Origin of the sequence: Hahella ganghwensis DSM 17046 (assembly GCF_000376785.1) — a bacterium.
Taxonomy (GTDB): domain Bacteria; phylum Pseudomonadota; class Gammaproteobacteria; order Pseudomonadales; family Oleiphilaceae; genus Hahella; species Hahella ganghwensis.
This window is the reverse complement of record NZ_AQXX01000143.1, coordinates 80,756-99,050: the sequence shown is the minus strand read 5'-3', so window position 1 is coordinate 99,050 and position 18,295 is coordinate 80,756. Positions and strand designations below refer to the sequence as shown.

Annotated in this window: 14 protein-coding genes; 4 read left to right on the top strand and 10 right to left on the bottom strand. The window is 48.9% G+C overall.

The window, feature by feature from the left end; all coding sequences use genetic code 11:
• Window positions 1-4 precede the first annotated feature (4 nt).
• Entirely contained in the window at window positions 5-3,952 is a 3,948-nt protein-coding gene (locus F566_RS0129495) for a DUF1631 family protein (protein ID WP_020410660.1), read from the bottom strand.
• A 108-nt stretch (window positions 3,953-4,060) separates the two neighbouring features.
• Here F566_RS0129495 and F566_RS0129490 point away from each other — a divergent pair, with 108 nt between their 5' ends.
• Entirely contained in the window at window positions 4,061-5,242 is a 1,182-nt protein-coding gene (locus tag F566_RS0129490) for an aminopeptidase (protein ID WP_020410659.1), read from the top strand.
• On the opposite strand, the gene argA is transcribed toward F566_RS0129490, so the two are convergent.
• The 7 genes from argA to coaBC all read right to left on the bottom strand — a co-directional run bounded on the left by argA (window position 5,234) and on the right by coaBC (window position 14,969).
• Window positions 5,234-6,586 (bottom strand): amino-acid N-acetyltransferase, encoded by a 1,353-nt coding sequence (argA, locus tag F566_RS0129485; RefSeq protein WP_020410658.1) that lies wholly within the window; start codon window positions 6,584-6,586, stop codon window positions 5,234-5,236. The genes F566_RS0129490 and argA overlap by 9 nt on opposite strands.
• Before the next feature lie 108 nt (window positions 6,587-6,694).
• Complete coding sequence (gene argE, locus F566_RS0129480) at window positions 6,695-7,855, bottom strand: acetylornithine deacetylase (protein ID WP_020410657.1); 1,161 nt, start codon at window positions 7,853-7,855, stop codon at window positions 6,695-6,697.
• Window positions 7,856-7,900: 45 nt separating this feature from the next.
• The gene (locus tag F566_RS0129475) at window positions 7,901-9,181 is read right to left on the bottom strand and encodes a hypothetical protein (RefSeq protein ID WP_020410656.1); all 1,281 of its coding nucleotides are present in this window, start codon (window positions 9,179-9,181) and stop codon (window positions 7,901-7,903) included.
• 94 nt (window positions 9,182-9,275) lie between these two features.
• Entirely contained in the window at window positions 9,276-10,184 is a 909-nt protein-coding gene (gene argB / locus F566_RS0129470) for an acetylglutamate kinase (protein ID WP_020410655.1), read from the bottom strand.
• Window positions 10,185-10,301: 117 nt separating this feature from the next.
• The gene (locus F566_RS38005) at window positions 10,302-12,929 is read right to left on the bottom strand and encodes a phosphomannomutase/phosphoglucomutase (protein WP_020410654.1); all 2,628 of its coding nucleotides are present in this window, start codon (window positions 12,927-12,929) and stop codon (window positions 10,302-10,304) included.
• Between the two features lie 282 nt (window positions 12,930-13,211).
• On the bottom strand, window positions 13,212-13,670 hold the full coding sequence (dut, locus tag F566_RS0129460) for a dUTP diphosphatase (RefSeq protein WP_020410653.1): 459 nt from the start codon (window positions 13,668-13,670) through the stop codon (window positions 13,212-13,214).
• Window positions 13,671-13,745: 75 nt separating this feature from the next.
• Window positions 13,746-14,969, bottom strand: a complete 1,224-nt coding sequence (gene coaBC, locus F566_RS0129455; RefSeq protein ID WP_020410652.1) for a bifunctional phosphopantothenoylcysteine decarboxylase/phosphopantothenate--cysteine ligase CoaBC — start codon at window positions 14,967-14,969, stop codon at window positions 13,746-13,748.
• Between the two features lie 149 nt (window positions 14,970-15,118).
• Here coaBC and radC point away from each other — a divergent pair, with 149 nt between their 5' ends.
• From radC to rpmG, 3 genes are all read left to right on the top strand, one after another.
• A complete protein-coding gene (gene radC, locus F566_RS0129450; protein ID WP_020410651.1) occupies window positions 15,119-15,793 on the top strand; it encodes a RadC family protein in 675 nt (224 codons plus the stop codon).
• Window positions 15,794-16,031: 238 nt separating this feature from the next.
• Entirely contained in the window at window positions 16,032-16,268 is a 237-nt protein-coding gene (gene rpmB, locus F566_RS0129445) for a 50S ribosomal protein L28 (protein WP_020410650.1), read from the top strand.
• Window positions 16,269-16,279: 11 nt separating this feature from the next.
• Window positions 16,280-16,435, top strand: a complete 156-nt coding sequence (gene rpmG / locus F566_RS0129440) for a 50S ribosomal protein L33 (protein WP_020410649.1) — start codon at window positions 16,280-16,282, stop codon at window positions 16,433-16,435.
• An 81-nt stretch (window positions 16,436-16,516) separates the two neighbouring features.
• Here the strand turns inward: rpmG and F566_RS0129435 are convergent, their stop codons facing one another.
• Both F566_RS0129435 and F566_RS0129430 read right to left on the bottom strand, forming a co-directional pair.
• Window positions 16,517-17,326, bottom strand: a complete 810-nt coding sequence (locus tag F566_RS0129435; protein ID WP_020410648.1) for an endonuclease/exonuclease/phosphatase family protein — start codon at window positions 17,324-17,326, stop codon at window positions 16,517-16,519.
• A 96-nt stretch (window positions 17,327-17,422) separates the two neighbouring features.
• Window positions 17,423-18,067 carry a thiol:disulfide interchange protein DsbA/DsbL gene (locus tag F566_RS0129430; protein ID WP_020410647.1) on the bottom strand — a complete coding sequence of 215 codons (645 nt, stop codon included), beginning with the start codon at window positions 18,065-18,067 and terminating at the stop codon, window positions 17,423-17,425.
• Between the last annotated feature and the right edge of the window lie 228 nt (window positions 18,068-18,295).

Below are 18,295 nucleotides of genomic sequence, written 5' to 3'. Positions count from 1 at the left end.
GTTATCACCCAAGTGTGGACCATAAGTTAGCCAGAGATTTTGGCCGCTCAATGTAGTATCCCTGAGCATAGTCCACACCGAGTTGCTTCAGAATTTCCAAAGCCTCTTTGGTTTCGACCTGAGGGGCAATCACTTCCCGATTCAGGTAATGAGCCATTTCCGTCATGGATCGCACCATCATCTGATCATTCTTATCTTTTTCCAACTCCCTGATAAATGTCCCGTCAATTTTTATCAGGTCCACAGGCAGTTGCTTCAGGTATTGGTAACTAGCCACACCTGAACCGTAGTTGCCCAGGCAGAAACGGCATCCGTATTCCTGCAATTCGAGAATGAAATCAGAGATATTGTGCAGGTTGGAAATCGCAGAGGCTTCTGTCAGTTCAAACGTAACCTTTTCAATCGGTGAATCCTGTTTGGTCAGGCGCTCAAATATGAACTCCAGAAGTGATTCATCATTCAGGGAGTGCCCGCTGAGGTTGATGCTCAGTCCGCCAATCTGACTGATCTTGCGATGATTGGTGACCATCCAGTCCAGCATGTGACCAACAACCCAGCGATCCACCTCCTGCATACGCTTATAGTTTTCGGCGGCACGAATGAACTTGCTCGCCGGAATCAGTTGCCCGTCATCATCGTAAATACTCAGAAGAATCTCGTGTTGAGTACCAACACTGGAATCTGAACGCAGAGGAATAATCTTCTGACACCTCAGCAACAACCGCTCATCATCGAGCTTCTTACCAAGACTTGCCACCTTGTTGGCAATCGCATCACGCTGGGCGATCTGCTGTTTATCAACAGTAAATTTTTCAACTGAACCAACACCTTTACGCTTGGCAGTGCGACAGGCATCTTCTGCCGCCTGGACAAAATGGCGGACATCCAGAATACCGCCTTTCACTTCCACATAACCGGCGTATAAAGCAGCCTCATAAGCATTATCCAGCCAGTTTAGGCGATAGCGCTTCATTTGCTCCATGAACTCGGTTACCCATCGTTCCGCAGGCTCATTGACGACAACCATAAACTCATCACCCGAGAAACGAGCGATCAGTGCAGCTTTGGGCATATGTTCTTTCAAGAGACCGGCAACTCCTTTTAAGATCTCATCACCTGCTTCAGGTCCGACTGAATCATTGATTAGCCGGAACTGTGCCAAACTGAAAAGAATACAACTGATAGTGTCTTCCGGTGCCAGGCTGGTGTGACGAATCAGCACCTGTCGCTCGAACTCTTTTCTCAGCATCAAACCGGTCAGTTCATCATGTGTACTGGCAAAGCTCAGTTGTTCATAAAGATCCTTCACCATCGTGTCCAGACTCTGGTCGACCACCGGCAGTGACACTCCCTGGTCAGGAACTGCGATTCCCTTCTGCAGATAGGCCGCCAGGGTTGACGCATCCAGATCAATAACCTTCATCCCCTGATGGTTGACAAAAACATAGCGGGAAAAATTCTTACCTATCCAGACTAACCGGATAAACTCCGGCTCACCGGCTTCCCTCTCCAGACGTAACCAGTCACCAACCACCAGCTTTTGCGCCCGATTTATCCAACGCTGCAACCCTCTTTGTCGGGCATCCTGAATCAGGCCGGTGTCCCTGACCTCTTCCGTCATCTCATCGGGAAACTCAATCATTTCCGGTTCTACCCCCCCGGGAGCTTTCACCAGAAACCGCTTGAGTTCATCCCTGATCTGACCCGACGGCATATGATTAGAGGAAATCGTTGCCAGCCCCTCTTGAATCATCCGCAGAAGATCAGGCAGGTTATATTGAAACTCTGGCTCCCGAGCAATGGCCAACAACGTATCAATCACACTCAGGTAATCCTGCCAGGCCTGACTTTCGGCCCCCTGCCGGATATAAACCAGACTGAGCAAATCCCGCCACCCTCCGTTAATAAGAGAGGCTATCGCTTTTGGTATACGGCGGCCAGCCACCCGTTGTTGCATGGCCTCAGCAACAGCGATTCTAGCTTCTTCCACTTTCTGCTGGCCTTCCGCGGCTGCAGTAACCCTTTCAACATTACGGCGATACAGAATGTTCTGCCGCTCAACCAATTCATCAACTTCTGCCAGGGCTTCGTCGAAAACCCCGGAATCTTGTTCATGCTCTTCCTGTATTTTGGAAATTACTCGATTAATGCGGTCAACCTGATGAGAGTTCATCCTGCCACCCTTCACTCCTACCTGGGCAATCCGGTTGATCAGTTTTTGGGCTGCATTATCAGTCTGTTCAAAAAAACTGGGGTTGCGCATTAACAACCTTAGAACTGGGACTTCAAGTCCCTTGATCTGCATTTTGGAAACACTCGTCAGCTTTTGATTTTTCAGAAGGCTGGAGAAAAATCTATCCACGACATCCAGATTCTTATCCTGCTCCTCTGTAAATGACTTCAGCCCCATATGGTTGCTGTTCATCATATGGTAAAGACGGTCTCTCAAGAGCGTGTCGTCCACCTGAGATTCCTGATAAACCGGAGCCGTCTGGACCTGACTTAAGTTGGCAAGGACTTCTTCATTCTTGAACGAGGGCGCCTGTTCCTGGGTTGGAAACGGGCTCCCTCTCAAAGCGGTATTTCCAGCCACTTTAGGTTTCTGGTGTAAAACTGCCAGTAACCGATTAACTGCAGCGACGCTTTCTTCAGCCGAGGCCAGAAAGGCACTGACATCAGAAGATTTGCCACTCGACTTTCGGTAAGGACGAGTATGTAGAGTCGTGACGTTATCTGAATCATCCGTTCCAGCCTCCCTTTCAATCGATTTGTTATCTGGCGCTTTGGCTTGCGCCTCGGAAGCTTTAGGCTGGGTCTCGGGAGCTTTGATCTTCTCTGTCAGCGGGCTATTCTTCGGTTCGCCTTGTTTTGCTCCAAGTTCAGCTGATGACTCCGGCTTCTCTTTCTTTGCTTCAGCCTCAGGAGTCTTGATGTACTTGGTTAAATCCAGATCCGGTAGCACCCCCTGGCGAACCAGCAAGTCATCCAACTCTTGATACATCGGCTCAAGATCAGACATCATTGAGAGTTCAAATTGCTTTAGACAAATCCGTTCAGCTGACAATGGTAGCTTGAGCCCTATCAGGGTGTCCCGGAACGCATAACAGATCAATGAAGGCCCTACTGGGTTGCTGTAACCCTTCTGGCAATGAATTCCCAGTGCGTCGAACCGCATTTTCAGTTGAAGTAAGTGGCTCCGGTAGGCAGTTTCCGCCTTTGTCACCATCACCTTGAGAGTTAACCAGTCTTCAAATTCTGCCTTATCAATAAGTGACAGATCCGGCCCGCTCTGACTGCCATTAGAATTCGGATCACTGTTGCGCGGGACTAATGCCTGAGAGATGTGCTTAAACAACTGCGGACTGATCAATCCACTCTGCTGTTTGAGAGAGATTACTGAATCCACCAGGTCAGTTCGCTGATTATCCGTTGAAGCTGCCGCCAGAGCCTCATCAAACACACTCGGCAAGGCAGTGATAAAATTACTGACTAGCGGACTGACATGGGACTGAATAATACGTTCACACTGTCGCATCAACAGGCCTGCGGTTTCCGGCTGCATCTGCTCTTGGGGAGATTTCAGGTTTTCTGCACCACAGATTCTCAGCAGGGCAGTGATGGCAGCAGTATTTCCATTGGTGAACATGCCTCCAAAGGCCCCCTGCATCGTCCTTACAGCTTTCACACTAAGAGCATGATCCCGACTGACAAAAGGATCATGAAAAGTCAGCTTGGCAACCTCTCCTGGACCAAACTGTAATTTATTAAGCTTCTGTGAAGCAGTCTCAGTGAGTTTGACAAACACCCCTTCAGCACAGAAATCAGCAATTTCACATTCCAGCCCCGGCTCGCCCCGGTATTCTAATGTGGCTAGCAGCTTTATCGGGCGACGTTTGCTTCCGCGTCGTTCGGCACCCTGGCGATCAGATGGTTGAATTGGGGGTTCAGACATTTGTGATTAACAGTTTAATCCGTAAACGTGGGTTTCTTTAGTTCTAGGTAGTGGATTTGGAATTCCATATCAGTATAGTCCCTACTGAGAAAGAGGTAACTTATCGGAATGCAATTCACTTACTTTTTATCCCGCCTTCCAGGCAATATATGCCAGAGCCTGATCATTGCGCTGCTCACCACCATGCTGGGAGGCTGCCAGAGCTCCGGTTATCTTTGGCAGGCAATAAAGGGGCAATGGCAACTTCTCTCCGGCCGTCAGCCAATTGATCAACTGGTCAATAATGAACAAACTCCAGCAGAATTAAAAGAAAAGCTTAGTTATGTTATTGAAATTAGAGAGTTTGCGGAAGAAAGACTAAAGCTTCCCGTTGATAACGCATACAGCGAATACGTCGACCTTCAGCGACCGTTTGTGGTCTGGAACCTATTTGTTGCCCCCGAACTTGAAATGAAACCGGAATCCTGGTGCTACCCGGTTGCCGGCTGTGTCAGTTACCAGGGATATTTCCACCAGGAAGATGCTGAAGCAGCCAGGCAGAACTGGGAGAGGGAAAACTACGACACCTACGTCGGCGGAGTCAGTGCCTATTCAACATTGGGATGGTTTGATGACCCTGTACTCAATACATTCATCAATTATGACAGAATTTCTCTGGCAGCCCTGCTCTTTCACGAGCTGGCCCACCGCAGGCTCTATATCAAAAATGACACGACATTTAATGAAAGCTGGGCCACGGCAGTTGAACAGGAAGCGATACTTCTGTTTACCGGCCAGTCCCCTTTTTTAGATGAGCACCCGAATGATTCTCTAGTTTCGGTCGGTGTAACCCGCTCCACCACTCACCTAAGAGAAGAAATCCAACGCTATCAGCAACGTTTCAAAGAACGTCAACGCTTCGTGGACATGGTTCAACAGACCGTCTCGAAACTGAAGTCCCTGTACGCAGAAGACCAGACAGAACAACACAAGCGCAGAAAAAAAGAAGAGATTCTTGAAGAACTTCGGCAACAATATCAGCAGGCGGTATCAGCCGGCAGTATCTCCAACGCCTATTCCAACTGGATCACTTCCCCGTTGAATAACGCCAAACTGATGACGATCGTAAGTTATCATCAGTGGGTGCCAGGCCTGCGCTACAAACTCCGCACCCTGCAAAACGACTTTCAGGCTTTCTACGAATGGTCGGAACAGTTGGAGACACTGGAAAAACCAGAACGGAGACGCCTTCTTGAACAACTCAACGCTCTGGCTACACGGAACATTGCAGGTGCTGAGAATTTAGAGTGATTTGACAAACACCTTTGAGTTTCTCTGCAGGTTATACATACTTTGTTTCGCCACCGGTAATTGACCAACAGTAGCGGGTCTGAACCCTCGCTCGATAAACCAGTGTGACGTTTGCGTGGTCAGAACAAACAATTCCCGCATTCCCGCATCCCTTGCACGCTTCTCAGCACTGGTGAGCAACTTATCACCTCGTCCCTGACGGGCATAGTTCGGCCTGACGGCGACACAAGCAAGTTCTGCGCAATTTTCGTCAGGAAACACATAAAGAGCGGCACAGGCGATAATCGCACCATCACGATCATCAACGATAAAGTTACCAATCTCCCTCTCCAAAAGCTCCCGTGAACGCCTTACCAGAACTCCCTGTTCCTCAAGAGGGCGAATCAACGCCAGTATGCCACCGACATCATCAATAGTGGCTGGGCGAATTTCATCATAAGACTCATCGGTCACCAACGTCCCCACACCATCTCTTGTGAATAGCTCATGCAGCAAAGCACCATCCTGGTGATAACTGATCATATGGGCGCGTGAAACACCGTTTTGAACTGCCCGGCAAACTGAAAAGAGCCTTCTCCTTGGTTCAGAATCCTTATCGAGAAACTCAAGCTGTTGCGCCGCCTGCGCCAAAGAAATCTCACGAAGTAATTTTCCATCAGGATCATACACTCCTGGGTCCTGACCGAACAAAATTAGCTTGTCCGCCTTGAGGGCCACAGCAACAGAGCTAGCCACATCCTCACAGGAAAGATTGAATATCTCACCCGTCGGAGAGTAACCAATGGTCGGCAGCAACACGATATGCCCCATGCCAAGATGTTGATGAATAGACTCAGCATGAACTTTACGTACCAGACCGGTATGGCACATGTCGATCCCGTCCACTACACCCACAGGTCTTGCGACAACAAAGTTGCCGCTGGACACCTGCAGAGCAGCCCCGTGCATGGGGGAACTGGACAGGCCCATCGACAATCTGGCTTCCAATTCTGAACGTAGTCGGCCGACGACTTCGGTAACGCAGCTCAGGTCCTCGGACCCGGTGATACGCATCCCGTGATGCAGATTGACGGATAAGCCTTTCTGCAACAGGTGCTCATCTATCTGAGGTCTTGCCCCAAACGCAACAACCAATTTCAATCCCAAGCTACTCAGAAGGGCAATATCCTGAACAATCGTGGAAGTCCGCTTCCTGTCTGTCAGTACTTCTCCCGGCAGGAGAATAACAACAGTACGTCCTCGATAGGCGTGAATATAGGGCGCTGAATGTCGGAACCAGTACACCTGCTGGGATGGATCCGTTTGAGGTGTATTCTTCAGGTCAGGCTGGTTACCGTCATTCATGGTCAAGTCTCTATATAGGTTGGCCAGATAAGAGTTCAAAATCTGATAATAATTAAATATAAAAGATGAAGAGAGATAGCAAGCATATACCGCCGACAGCGGCGGGCTTTAGCTGCTGAGAGTATCGACGCAGAGTCGTCGTATCAACTGTCGAAGCAGATCCTGCATGGGTTTGATCCGCCCCTTATCCAGATATTCATTAGGCTGGTGAGCTTGATCAATATCACCGGGGCCCAACACCACCGTCTGGGCTCCCATCCCCTTGAAGTAAGCGGCTTCCGTCGCAAAGGCAACGCTGGCGGCTTTTTTGCCAGCCAATTCCTCACAGAGCCGGACCAGGTCGGAAGAGACAGGCTCGTGAAAACTGCCGACACCGAAAATAGGGTTAAACTGAATATCGACACCAAAACGCCTGGCAATCGGTTGCAGCACATCCCCAATGGAGCGACGAATGAAATCCACTTCCATCCCGGGCATCAAACGAACATCAAACTGAAGTCTACAGCTTTTACATATCCTATTCGGATTGTCTCCGCCGTGTATACATCCAAGGTTCAGAGTAGGAACTGGCACTTCAAATCCAGGTGTTTGATAGGTTTCCTGCCACATTTCACGCAGTTTGCGTAATTCAATAATAATATCCGTCATGGCTTCCAGGGCATTCTTCCCTAACGCAGGATTGGAAGAATGGCCAGACAAACCTTCAACGGATATTTCCTCAAGAAGGATTCCCTTATGCTGATGTATAGGGGTTAACCCGGTGGGCTCGCCAATAAGAACAAAATCGCCAAGCTCACTGGTGGTCGCTGCCAAATGACTGGCACCCGCCATACCGGATTCTTCATCTGCTGTAGCCACCAGGGTCACGGGCTTTTTCAGGTGAGGGATCACTTCCTCAATGGCCAAGAGCGCCAACGGAAAAAAAGCCTTCATGTCGCAGATTCCCAACCCGTACCAAAGGTCACCCACTTCGGTTAACTGAAACGGATCACTCTGCCAGGCACCTTCATCATAGGGAACGGTGTCTGTGTGACCAGACAGCACAAGCCCGCCATGACCTGGCCCAACTCGCGCTACCAGGTTCCACTTTTCATTATTCCCGTGGACCTGACTTAGGGTCACATCCATTCCCAACTTTTCACACCAATCTGCCAGCAGCTCTACAATATCACGATTGCTTTGATCCAGTGACGGCTGTGTACTGCTGACGGAAGGGCTCTGAACAAGCTTTTCCAGCATTGTACTCAAAGAAGGTAATTTGCTCGTCATAACGCTTTCAAACTGCCGGATAAATTTGTTTCAGGTTATCAATTCTCACTGCAGTATCTGCGCCTCAGTGATTTCGCTCTTCTTGATATGAAAGCTCACCACTCCGGATTGCATTTGCTGCTCCAGGATAATCTGAAACGGCTCAACAGAAACCAGCGTTCCTTTCATGACCTTACCTGAGTGCTGAATTATTTTAGCCGGTTGCTCGATGTAAAGTTCAAGCTCTTCAAGCTCAACAGGGCGATAAGTTGGCGGGGGGGGAGCTTTTGGCTGTGGTTCTGGTTCAGCTTCCACAATAGGCTCTGGAGGATAAAGGTATTCAGTCAATTGCTGCATATTCAATGTAAAAGAGGCATTCGGTATACCGACCCGGTTCACCTTAAGACTAAAACCTAGAGACTCCGCAAAAGAATCTTCCGGTAGGAAAGGAATCGTGGCCAGATCGAGGCTGTCAGAGGGTAGTAAGGTGACTTCAACAATACCATCACCTTTAAGGTAGGTACGATACGCCGTTACCATTTCAGGGCTCAAACTGATTCCGGCCTCATTCAATAAGCGCCGGGTTTTATCGATAGACGCTTCAATAAACTCAGGCTGATCCAGGTTCGCCCGCTTCCCACACATTAGCATGACACGCTTCATGTAGGACAAATCTTCATGCATATAGGTCAGGCGCTGTACCAGGGGGATTGTCGCGCCTTCTGCGGGAGGCCAGTTTTGGCCGTCAGTAAATTCCAGAACCATCTCTGAAGCAATGTGCTGCATTCCTTCAATATTCGTATCAAAGCCAACCTTCAATGTATTATCGAATCTGTTGTAGTGATAGCTTAGCTCTTGGTCAACGGTCAAAGAGGTGTACCCCATCTCCCGTAACTCTTCCAGGCCTATCTGATCAATATCTCCACAGGCCAGACCAAAAAAATCGCCGCCTTGTGTTTCCTCGTCAGGCTCATAGTTACGCCAGTTATCTGTCAATGGCACTTGAGCTTGTTTCACGCTGATGGTGAGGCCGTCGGGAACCTTGAGTTCTTCCGTCAGCGACCAGGGTGAAAGGTAACCCAGCATATCTGAAAGAGAATCGAACTTCAGGCTGACTTCTCCAATCAGAATGGGCTCCCGCAACTGAAACGGAGTCAACGTCACCCCTTCGACAGTTACTTCCCCATCCAGAGAAGAACCTATCCAGTTATATGATAGAGCCAGATGTAGTTCGGTTGCATCCTGGAAAGCAGCAAGCGCCCGATGTGTCTGGTAGAAAGCCCCAAGCTTAAATACGCCGAAGGCGATCAGCGGGCCGAAAATCAGAATGGAAATCAGCTTTTTCATAGCACCATGAAACCTCGGTACTGCAATTTTTTTTAAAATGGACCTCGATATGCTGTAAAGCATATTCCATGGTCCAACTCTTGTTCATGGAGGGCTATGCCTTTTCCACACCTTTACGGGTAATGAGTGTCCCCACCCCTTCATCAGTAAATATTTCCAACAGAGTGGCATGAGGTACACGACCATCAATAATGTGAGCGCTATTAACGCCACCTTTCACTGCATTCAAAGCACAATCAATTTTAGGCAGCATGCCACCATGGATAGTGCCGTCATCTATCAGCGCGTCCACCTGGGCAGTACTCAAACCGGTCAGCACCTTACCCTCTTTATCCATGAGGCCAGCAATATTGGTTAGTAACATCAGCTTTTCCGCCTGTAACTCTTCCGCCACTTTTCCCGCCACCAGGTCAGCGTTGATGTTATAGGAAGCGCCAGAGTCATCCACTCCAATAGGTGCAATGACAGGAATACAATCACTGTCGGTCAGCATGGTAATTACATCTCGCCGAATACTGCTGACCTCACCGACATGGCCGATATCAATGATCTCTGTTTTCTGCATTTCAGGGCTGGCCCGCGTTACTTCAAGTTTACGGGCCTTGATGAAAGCAGCATCTTTTCCTGTCAGACCGATAGCTTTACCACCATTTCGATTGATCAGTGAAACGATATCCTTATTGACCAACCCTCCCAACACCATTTCAACAACATCCATGGTTTCACTGTCCGTCACCCGCATACCGTTGACAAACTCAGACTTGATATTCAACCGGGCCAATAGATCTCCAATCTGCGGACCACCACCATGAACCACAATGGGGTTAATTCCCACCAGCTTCATCAATACCACGTCCCGGGCAAAGCTGTTCTTCAACGTTTCGTCGGTCATGGCATTGCCGCCATACTTGATGACTATCGTCTTGCCGGCAAACCGCTGAATGTACGGCAACGCTTTACTCAAAACTGATGCCACCTGCATGGCATTCTCGCGATCTAGCATTTCGGAAACGTCTCCTATCCTTCTTTCCACATACATCCGGAGATGTAGGTCTCTAACAGATTATCTGTTGTCTCACCAATTTCTGAATATACAATGTTTTCCGGTATAGCCTTAAGCTCAGAACGGGAGCTTCAATGAGGAATCTATCGCTTGTAACTGGGTTTTGAATGTTCTTTGAATACGCGCCAATGCATCCTCTGTTTCAGCCTCGAACCGTAAAACCAGAACCGGCGTAGTGTTGGATGCTCGACAAAGTCCCCAGCCGTCTGAATATTCCACCCTTATTCCATCGATCCCGGAAACATTTGCATCTCCCCAGTTAGCCCGTTGCGAAAGCATTTCCATAATCCGGAACTTGGCAGCCTCACCGACTTCAACATTGAGTTCAGGTGTGCTGACATCCTCAGGAAACTCTTCAAACATCTCATCGGCGTTACGGTCATCAATGCCGAGTATCTCCAGGAGTCTGGCCATACTGTAAAGGCCGTCATCGAAACCAAGCCACCGCTCTTTGAAAAAGATATGGCCACTCATTTCCCCTGCCAATAAGGCACCCGTTTCCTTCATCTTAGCTTTAATCAGGGAGTGGCCGGTTTTCCACATCACCGGACGCCCTCCCACACTGGAAATCAGTCCATTAAGACGACGACTGCACTTAACGTCAAATATTACATCCGCCCCCGGATTTCGGGATACGACATCCTTGGCAAACAACATTAGCAACCTGTCAGGCCAAATGATCTTGCCTTGACCGGTAACAACTCCAATTCTGTCACCATCACCATCAAATGCGATACCAATATCCGCCCCGACTTCCTTAACTTTGGCAATAAGGTCCTGAAGATTTGCAGGCTTACCAGGATCGGGATGATGATTGGGGAACTGACTGTCAACATCACAGTAGAGGGGAACCACATCACATCCAAGCTCTTCCACCAATTTGGGAGCGATGTCACCGGCCACACCATTACCGGCGTCGATAACGACCTTCAATGGCGCAGCCACGGCAATATCACCAACTACCGCGTTTATGTACTCCGACTTGATATCGGTTTCACTGACGCCAGCCTGGCTCCGCACATAATTCTGGGTACGAATACGACGCAGCAGAGCCTGAATATCCTCCTGTGCCAGTGTATCGCCAGCCAACATCAGTTTGATACCGTTATAGTTCGCGGGATTATGGCTTCCTGTCACCATGGCTCCAGAACCGGTCTTAAAGTGATGGGTAGCAAAATAAAGCACAGGCGTGGGAACCATGCCCACATTAATCACCTCGACACCGGTTGAGGTGATTCCTTTTATCAGCGCTTTGGCGAGGACTGGACTCGATTCACGTCCGTCATAACCAACACATACTCTGTCCACCCCTTTTTGAACAGCTTCACTCCCGTACGCCCGGCCAATCTCCATCATGACCTGGGGAGTCAGATTTTGGTCAACGATGCCACGGATGTCATAAGCCCTGAAAATTTCCGCGTCAACATCCACCATGGCGGTCTCACTGACCCCCACACCTTCCTCGTTGACATTCAGATCATCGTCATTCAACCCCAGAAGATCCTCATCATCTCCGAGCATATCTATATCAAGGCTATCTCCCTGAAATAAAGGCTCAGCATCACCCAGTTCTTCTGATTCTTTTGCAGGCGCCGGTTTCGCGCTTTCTGTTTTTGCCGGTTTTGTCGGAGGCTTAGAGCCAACAGCTGGCTTGGACGCTGGCGCAGCCACCGGCTTCTGTTTTTTCCTGGCCTGTTCGACGAGCACAACCATAGAGTGAAGAACATCGAGTTTAATTCTCGGCACTGTGGGTTTCTCACCCTGAAAGCTGGCGACGACAAAACCGGAAACCTGTCCTACGTCCTTCCTGAGCGGCTTAATAAACAAGGTCATGGCAAGAGCCGACAGAATTGCCCCCAATACCGCACCAACTCCGGCAATAATCCAGAACATCATCAAGTCAACCAGAGGCTCCTGGCTTGACGAGGGCGAATAAGATACTTCCCAGTTACCCAGGGCGGTGTCCTGATTCAATGCATCTTTTCCTTGCTCGCCTCTGGATATCACCACCTGAGGCTTGCCAGACACGGTCTGCATTAACTGAACCCCGCCTTCAGGTAGCGTCTTCCAGTCAGGAGCCAAAGTATTGGCATCAAGCATCACCAATATCGTACCAGCCACTGTTTTATCTTTTGCCAATACAGGCATCACCACCTGAATATACCAACGATTATCCAGCACAAACGCTTCCAGCCTTCCTTTTCCGCTTTGCTCAACAGATCGAACCAAATCCAGACTGGCAAAGCTTACAGGCAAAGGTTTTCGATCATCTCTTGAAGCTCTTCCTGTCGCAGAAATAACCACCCTCATGGCGCCGGGCATTGCCTTCATGGCACGGTATTCATTACTTCCGAGGTTTTCAGATGACAGCAGAGTCTCCGTGGGGATATTTTCAGCATAATGGCTGACCATCGTTTGAACTTGCTGGAGTTTTTGACTGAATACCGCCGCCAGTGCCTGCAATGACGCAGAGTTTCTCTCCCTCTCAAGACTGATTTGTGCTGGCACAATGGTTGTCGCGTACAGAACGGCAGCAGCAACCAAAACGGCAATAGCGCCAAAAACGGCAGCTATCTGCGTGTAAAAAGCGGGCGATTTCAAACCGGTTTTCGTTTTATTTTTAACAGCCGTTTTATCCGGCCCCTGATCATCAGGCTTGGCCTTTTTTTTCTTTTCCAATTTCATGCTGGAAATATTCTCTTTGATTCCCGTTGTTGAATTCTTTTCAGGTCACGAGGATAAGAATTTTGGAGCTTTATCCAGAGGACGTTGAGATTCGACGTGTGCTCTAAAACTTTCAGGCATTCCTATGCTCACTAAGACTGTCACACCCCTACCCCATACTTCATTCTAGTCAAATTCAGCATGCACTCCAGGCAGGATGCGAACCGGCTCACATTTTTTTGTAGATCAGCTAATAGCCATTAGTCGAAGGCCACTCTGACCAACCTTGTCTAAAGCCGTTTATCAGGCCGTTCCTGTTGAACCAAAACCGCCTGCACCACGTTCTGAGTCGGTAAACTCCTGAACAATTTCAAATCCAACCTGCACGACCGGCACTATCACCATCTGCGCAATACGTTCACCAATTTCTATAGTGAATTCGTCCTGTCCCCGATTCCAGCAGGACACCATGACCTCTCCCTGATAATCGGAATCGATGAGCCCCACTAAATTACCCAACACAATACCATGTTTATGCCCCAAGCCGGAGCGGGGCAATAAAACAGCCGCCAAGCCAGGATCATCGAGGTGAATCGCCATACCAGTCGGTATAAGGACCGAATCCCCTGGTTTCAGGGTTAATGGTTCTTTAATGCAGGCGCGCATATCCAAGCCCGCAGAACCGTCTGTAGCATATTTTGGAAGAGGAATGTCATTACCCAGACGCGGATCCAGTAATTTCACCTGTAACGGCTTGGTCATAGATTGGGTTTTCCTATACTAAAATTGAATTGAATCCGCCCAGCGCCATTCAGAAACAGGGCTGCAGCGGAGTTATCACAATGCTTTTTGATAACCGGCAATAATATGCTTCACCAGCACATCTGCCAACGCTGGCTTAGATAGGCGTGGCAATGTCTCTACATTTTCATTCGTAATCAAAGTAACGGCATTGTGATCGCTGTTAAAGCCAATATCGCTTCGAGACACATCGTTAGCAATCACCATTTTAAGTTTCTTTCTTGCCAGTTTCTGTTGTGCATAAGCCACAACGTCCTGAGTTTCGGCAGCAAAGCCAACGCAATATGGAGGATTCTTAAGACCGGCGATCTCACTTAGGATGTCAGGATTTCTGACCAGTTCAATCGTCATACTATCCGCCGACTTTTTCACTTTCTGATCAGCCGCCGTGGCAGGTCGATAGTCTGCGACTGCTGCTGTCGCCACAAAGATATCGCAGCCTTCTTCCAACGCCTGCAGAGAGGAAAGCCTCATCTCCTCTGCACTTTCAACCTGGGAAACTTTCACGCCCTGTGGCACAGGAATCGCCACAGGTCCACTAACCAGAACAACTTCAGCCCCAACATCGGAAAAAGCCTTTGCCAACGAATACCCCATTTTCCCAGAGCTATCGTTGCTGATGTAGCGAACCGGGTCAATACGCTCTCGCGTGGGGCCCGCCGTCACGACGACTCGCTTTCCTGACAAAGGTTTATCTACGCAAAAATGCGCCACTAGCGACTCACAGAGAACCAAGGGCTCCACCATGCGCCCAGGACCAACGTCTCCGCAAGCCTGGTCGCCTTCATCCGGCCCCCAAACAAGAATGGAAGGATCAAGCTGTTGCAGCCGGGTTACATTCGCCTGAGTCACCGGATTGGCCCACATTGCCTGATTCATCGCAGGAGCAATGATCAGGGGACAGCGCCGAGCCAGAACAATGGTGCTGAAAAGATCATCGGCCAATCCCGCGGTCACTTTGGCAATGGCATCTGCGGTGGCAGGGGCAACCAATATCACATCCCCCCATCTGGCCAGCTCTATGTGCCCCATTCCCATCTCTGCCGCCGGATCGAGAAGACTGTCTCTGACTGGTTTTCCAGACAATGCCTGGAATGTCATGGGGGTGATAAAAGCCTTTGCACCTTCCGTCATAACCACCTGAACCTCCGCCCCTTGCTTGATCAGGAGCCGGGTGAGTTCGGCGCTTTTATATGCAGCAATACCACCGGTTACGACCAGGACAATACGCTTGCCTGCTAACTCTGCACCACTTGCCATAAAATTCGCTTTTACCTGAGATTGAACTGCGGCTAAGATAGCATCTGCGTGCAGATATTGCACTTGGCACAAACCGTGCCACTAATATCGCAATGCTCGCTGTACTGTAAAGGAATACTGTTGAATCCCAACTGGAAAAGGAACTTCCTATGGCAATTACCGACTGGCCGGTCGCCGACCGCCCCCGCGAAAAACTCCTCGCTTCGGGGGCCAATCATCTTACTGACACAGAACTTCTGGCGATCTTTTTACGCACAGGTACGCCAGGCAAAAGCGCAGTCGATCTGTCTCGTGACGTTCTTCAGCACTTTGGCGGACTGCGACACCTCCTTGACGCAGAGAAACGTGATTTTTGTGCCGTACCAGGGCTTGGCGAAGCGAAATTTGCCCAGCTTCAAGCAGTCACGGAGCTGACAAGGCGTTATCTGAAAGAAACACTAAGCCGGGAAACAGCCCTGACCAGCCCGGATTTAACACGGGACTATCTCCGCAGTCAGCTTAGGCATTATCCATATGAAGTCTTTGCCACACTATTCCTGGATAATCAGCATCGTGTCATCAGTTTTGAAAAGCTATTCCGGGGTACCATCAACAGCGCTAGTGTCTATCCACGTGAGGTAATCCGTCAGATAATGAAGTACAATGCTGCCGCTGTTATCTTTGTTCACAATCACCCTTCCGGTGTCGCCGAACCCAGCCTGACAGACAGAGAGCTGACCGACACTCTAGTCAAAGCACTTAAACTGCTGGATGTTCGGGTGCTGGACCACTTTGTGGTGGGTGACGATGAAGTGGTATCCTTTGCTGAAAGGGGATGGATATAGCTCAATTTTCGCCCACTTCGAAAGCCCCGCCTTAAAATATGCGAAATATATTAGATTATTTTTGCGTCAACATAGGTTTTCTGGTATAAAGTCGTGCTCTTTTTTACGGGTCTGGGTGAAGCAGCAAGGATCGCCCGGAAATTATGATTTCAGTAGTAACGAATCAGTGGGTTTGGCTGTCTTCAGCAAAAAACCCTGAAGGTTCACAAGTACCAACGTTTGGTTGGAGGCGAGTCAAATGTCTAGAGTTTGTCAGGTTACAGGCAAAGGTCCTATAACCGGAAATAATGTGTCTCACGCAAACAACAAAACCAAGCGCCGTTTTCTTCCCAACCTGCAAACTCATCGTTTCTGGGTTGAGAGCGAGAAGCGCTTTGTTAAATTGCGTGTGTCTACCAAAGGTATGCGGATTATCGACAAAAAAGGTATCGATCAGGTACTGACCGATATCCGTGCACGCGGCATCAAGGTGTAAGGAGCTAAGATATGCGCGAGAAGATTAGATTGGTTTCTTCAGCTGGTACTGGTCACTTCTACACCACGACCAAAAACAAGCGTACCATGCCTGAAAAAATGGAGATCAAGAAATTTGATCCCGTCGTTCGCAAGCACGTGAACTACAAAGAAGCAAAAATCAAATAATCCATTTATTTGATAGGCTTCAAAAAACCCGGCACAAGCCGGGTTTTTTATTGCCGAAATATTACGATTGGTCTTGCCAACTCAGGATGCAGCACTGACCTTATTCGTGCATTGATCACGATAATCCGAAGGTAGAGCAACATCGACTGCGATCGGGAGATGATCAGAAACCGGAAAGCACACCACACCAGCATTTCTGACCTGAAGAGAAGGGCTAACGAGAATGTGATCCAGCGAACGCTCTGGACGCCAGCTGGGAAATGTATTCACTCTGTCCGGCAAAGACACCAGACCAGATCTGCCCAACGGAGTTGAACTCAACAACTGCTCAGCGTGATTATTGAGATCCCCCATCAACACCACATGCTCATAACCATCAATCAGCTCACATATATGCTCCAATTGCTGACACTGCGCCTTTTCACTCAAAGAAAGATGCATCATGACAAGCACAAGAGGATTGGAAGGATGGCCATAGGTGGAAATAATCGCCCCACGTCCAGGAATCAGCCCCGGCAACCGATATTCGGCGACAGATAATGGGCGATACCTGCTTAGCAATCCATTACTGTGCTGGGCCAGCTTTCCAAGATTACGGTTAAGCTGCTGATACCAGTACGGATGCCCACTCTTTTCAGCAAGATACTCAACCTGATTCACAAACCCACTACGAATACTTCCGCCATCACACTCTTGCAGGGCGACAACGTCGTACTGCCGCAGCAAGGCAGCAATCCGATCAAGGTTACGGCTTCGATTTTGAGTTGGAAGAACATGTTGCCAGCTACGTGTTAGATAGTGGCGATAGGACGCGGTGGAAATACCCACCTGAATATTGAAGCTTAACAGGCGGATATGGCTGTGATGCGGAAATTCCTCCGCGGCATCCATATCCCCCTGTATGACGGGGGACCTTCTTGTTAACAAGGAACCGAATTTTTCGCGCACACGATGATACAAACTCTACTCCCCCGCTTACTGACAGCTTTAGGAACCTTGGGCAGCTCTCTCCTTTTCAACAAGAAAATCAGCGATTTTGAGCATCCTTTCAAAACTACCCGCCTGGCCCGGCTCTATTCGATACTTACCATTTACGATCAACACCGGCACACCACTCACCCTGTAACTGGCGCCACGCGAGACTGCCTGCTGGACTTTGGATTTCACACTAAATGAATTATAGGCCTTCCTGAACTTTTCTTCCTCGATGCCATATTGCGCAAAGAATTTGGCCATGGAGTCTTCCGAGTTCAGAGGCTTGTGTTGACCGGCCAACGCATCAAACAACGGCTGATGCATCTCATCGCTTACCCCTAAAGCCTCAGCTGCATAAAAAGTCTGTGCGTGCAGCTTCCAGGTACGATTAAAAGCAGCCGGGCTCTGCCAGAAGTCAACGTCTTCAGGCAATTGATGTTCCCACTTGCTTACCAATGGATCAAACTTGTAACAATGAGGACAGCCGTACCAGAACAACTCAACGACCTCAATCTTGGAACTGTCTCTGACAGGCACCTGGGATGGCAATGACTGATAGTCCTTACCATCAACAAATTCTTCAGCCATAGCGCCCTGGGCAACAAACCCCAGACACACTAAAACCATCCACATCACCAATGGTAGTGACTTACGCATACAATTCTCCAATCCACCGTTTTAATTATCTGATTCTCAGGCGTGATAATTTACCTGAACATCGCCGAATATCCAGCACCACTACCTTTTAGCAGACCCAACAAACAACTCACACCTATCCATAACCTTCTGTTTTTCCATAAAAAAAGGCGGACAAGCCGCCTTTTTTACAATTTTGCAACATCGTTAAACTTTCTTCATCCGATGCTGATTTCTAAATATACAACT

Excerpts from the sequence above, each read along its gene's own strand:
- argA (WP_020410658.1), bottom strand. The coding sequence starts at position 6,586 with ATGAATGACGGTAACCAGCCTGACCTGAAGAATACACCTCAAACGGAT.
- F566_RS0129430 (WP_020410647.1), bottom strand. The coding sequence starts at position 18,067 with ATGCGTAAGTCACTACCATTGGTGATGTGGATGGTTTTAGTGTGTCTG.
- rpmB (WP_020410650.1), top strand. The coding sequence starts at position 16,032 with ATGTCTAGAGTTTGTCAGGTTACAGGCAAAGGTCCTATAACCGGAAAT.
- F566_RS0129490 (WP_020410659.1), top strand. The coding sequence starts at position 4,061 with ATGCAATTCACTTACTTTTTATCCCGCCTTCCAGGCAATATATGCCAG.
- rpmG (WP_020410649.1), top strand. The coding sequence starts at position 16,280 with ATGCGCGAGAAGATTAGATTGGTTTCTTCAGCTGGTACTGGTCACTTC.
- dut (WP_020410653.1), bottom strand. The coding sequence starts at position 13,670 with ATGACCAAGCCGTTACAGGTGAAATTACTGGATCCGCGTCTGGGTAAT.
- F566_RS0129435 (WP_020410648.1), bottom strand. The coding sequence starts at position 17,326 with ATGGATGCCGCGGAGGAATTTCCGCATCACAGCCATATCCGCCTGTTA.
- argB (WP_020410655.1), bottom strand. The coding sequence starts at position 10,184 with ATGCTAGATCGCGAGAATGCCATGCAGGTGGCATCAGTTTTGAGTAAA.
- F566_RS0129475 (WP_020410656.1), bottom strand. The coding sequence starts at position 9,181 with ATGAAAAAGCTGATTTCCATTCTGATTTTCGGCCCGCTGATCGCCTTC.
- coaBC (WP_020410652.1), bottom strand. The coding sequence starts at position 14,969 with ATGGCAAGTGGTGCAGAGTTAGCAGGCAAGCGTATTGTCCTGGTCGTA.
- F566_RS0129495 (WP_020410660.1), bottom strand. The coding sequence starts at position 3,952 with ATGTCTGAACCCCCAATTCAACCATCTGATCGCCAGGGTGCCGAACGA.
- argE (WP_020410657.1), bottom strand. The coding sequence starts at position 7,855 with ATGACGAGCAAATTACCTTCTTTGAGTACAATGCTGGAAAAGCTTGTT.
- radC (WP_020410651.1), top strand. The coding sequence starts at position 15,119 with ATGGCAATTACCGACTGGCCGGTCGCCGACCGCCCCCGCGAAAAACTC.
- F566_RS38005 (WP_020410654.1), bottom strand. The coding sequence starts at position 12,929 with ATGAAATTGGAAAAGAAAAAAAAGGCCAAGCCTGATGATCAGGGGCCG.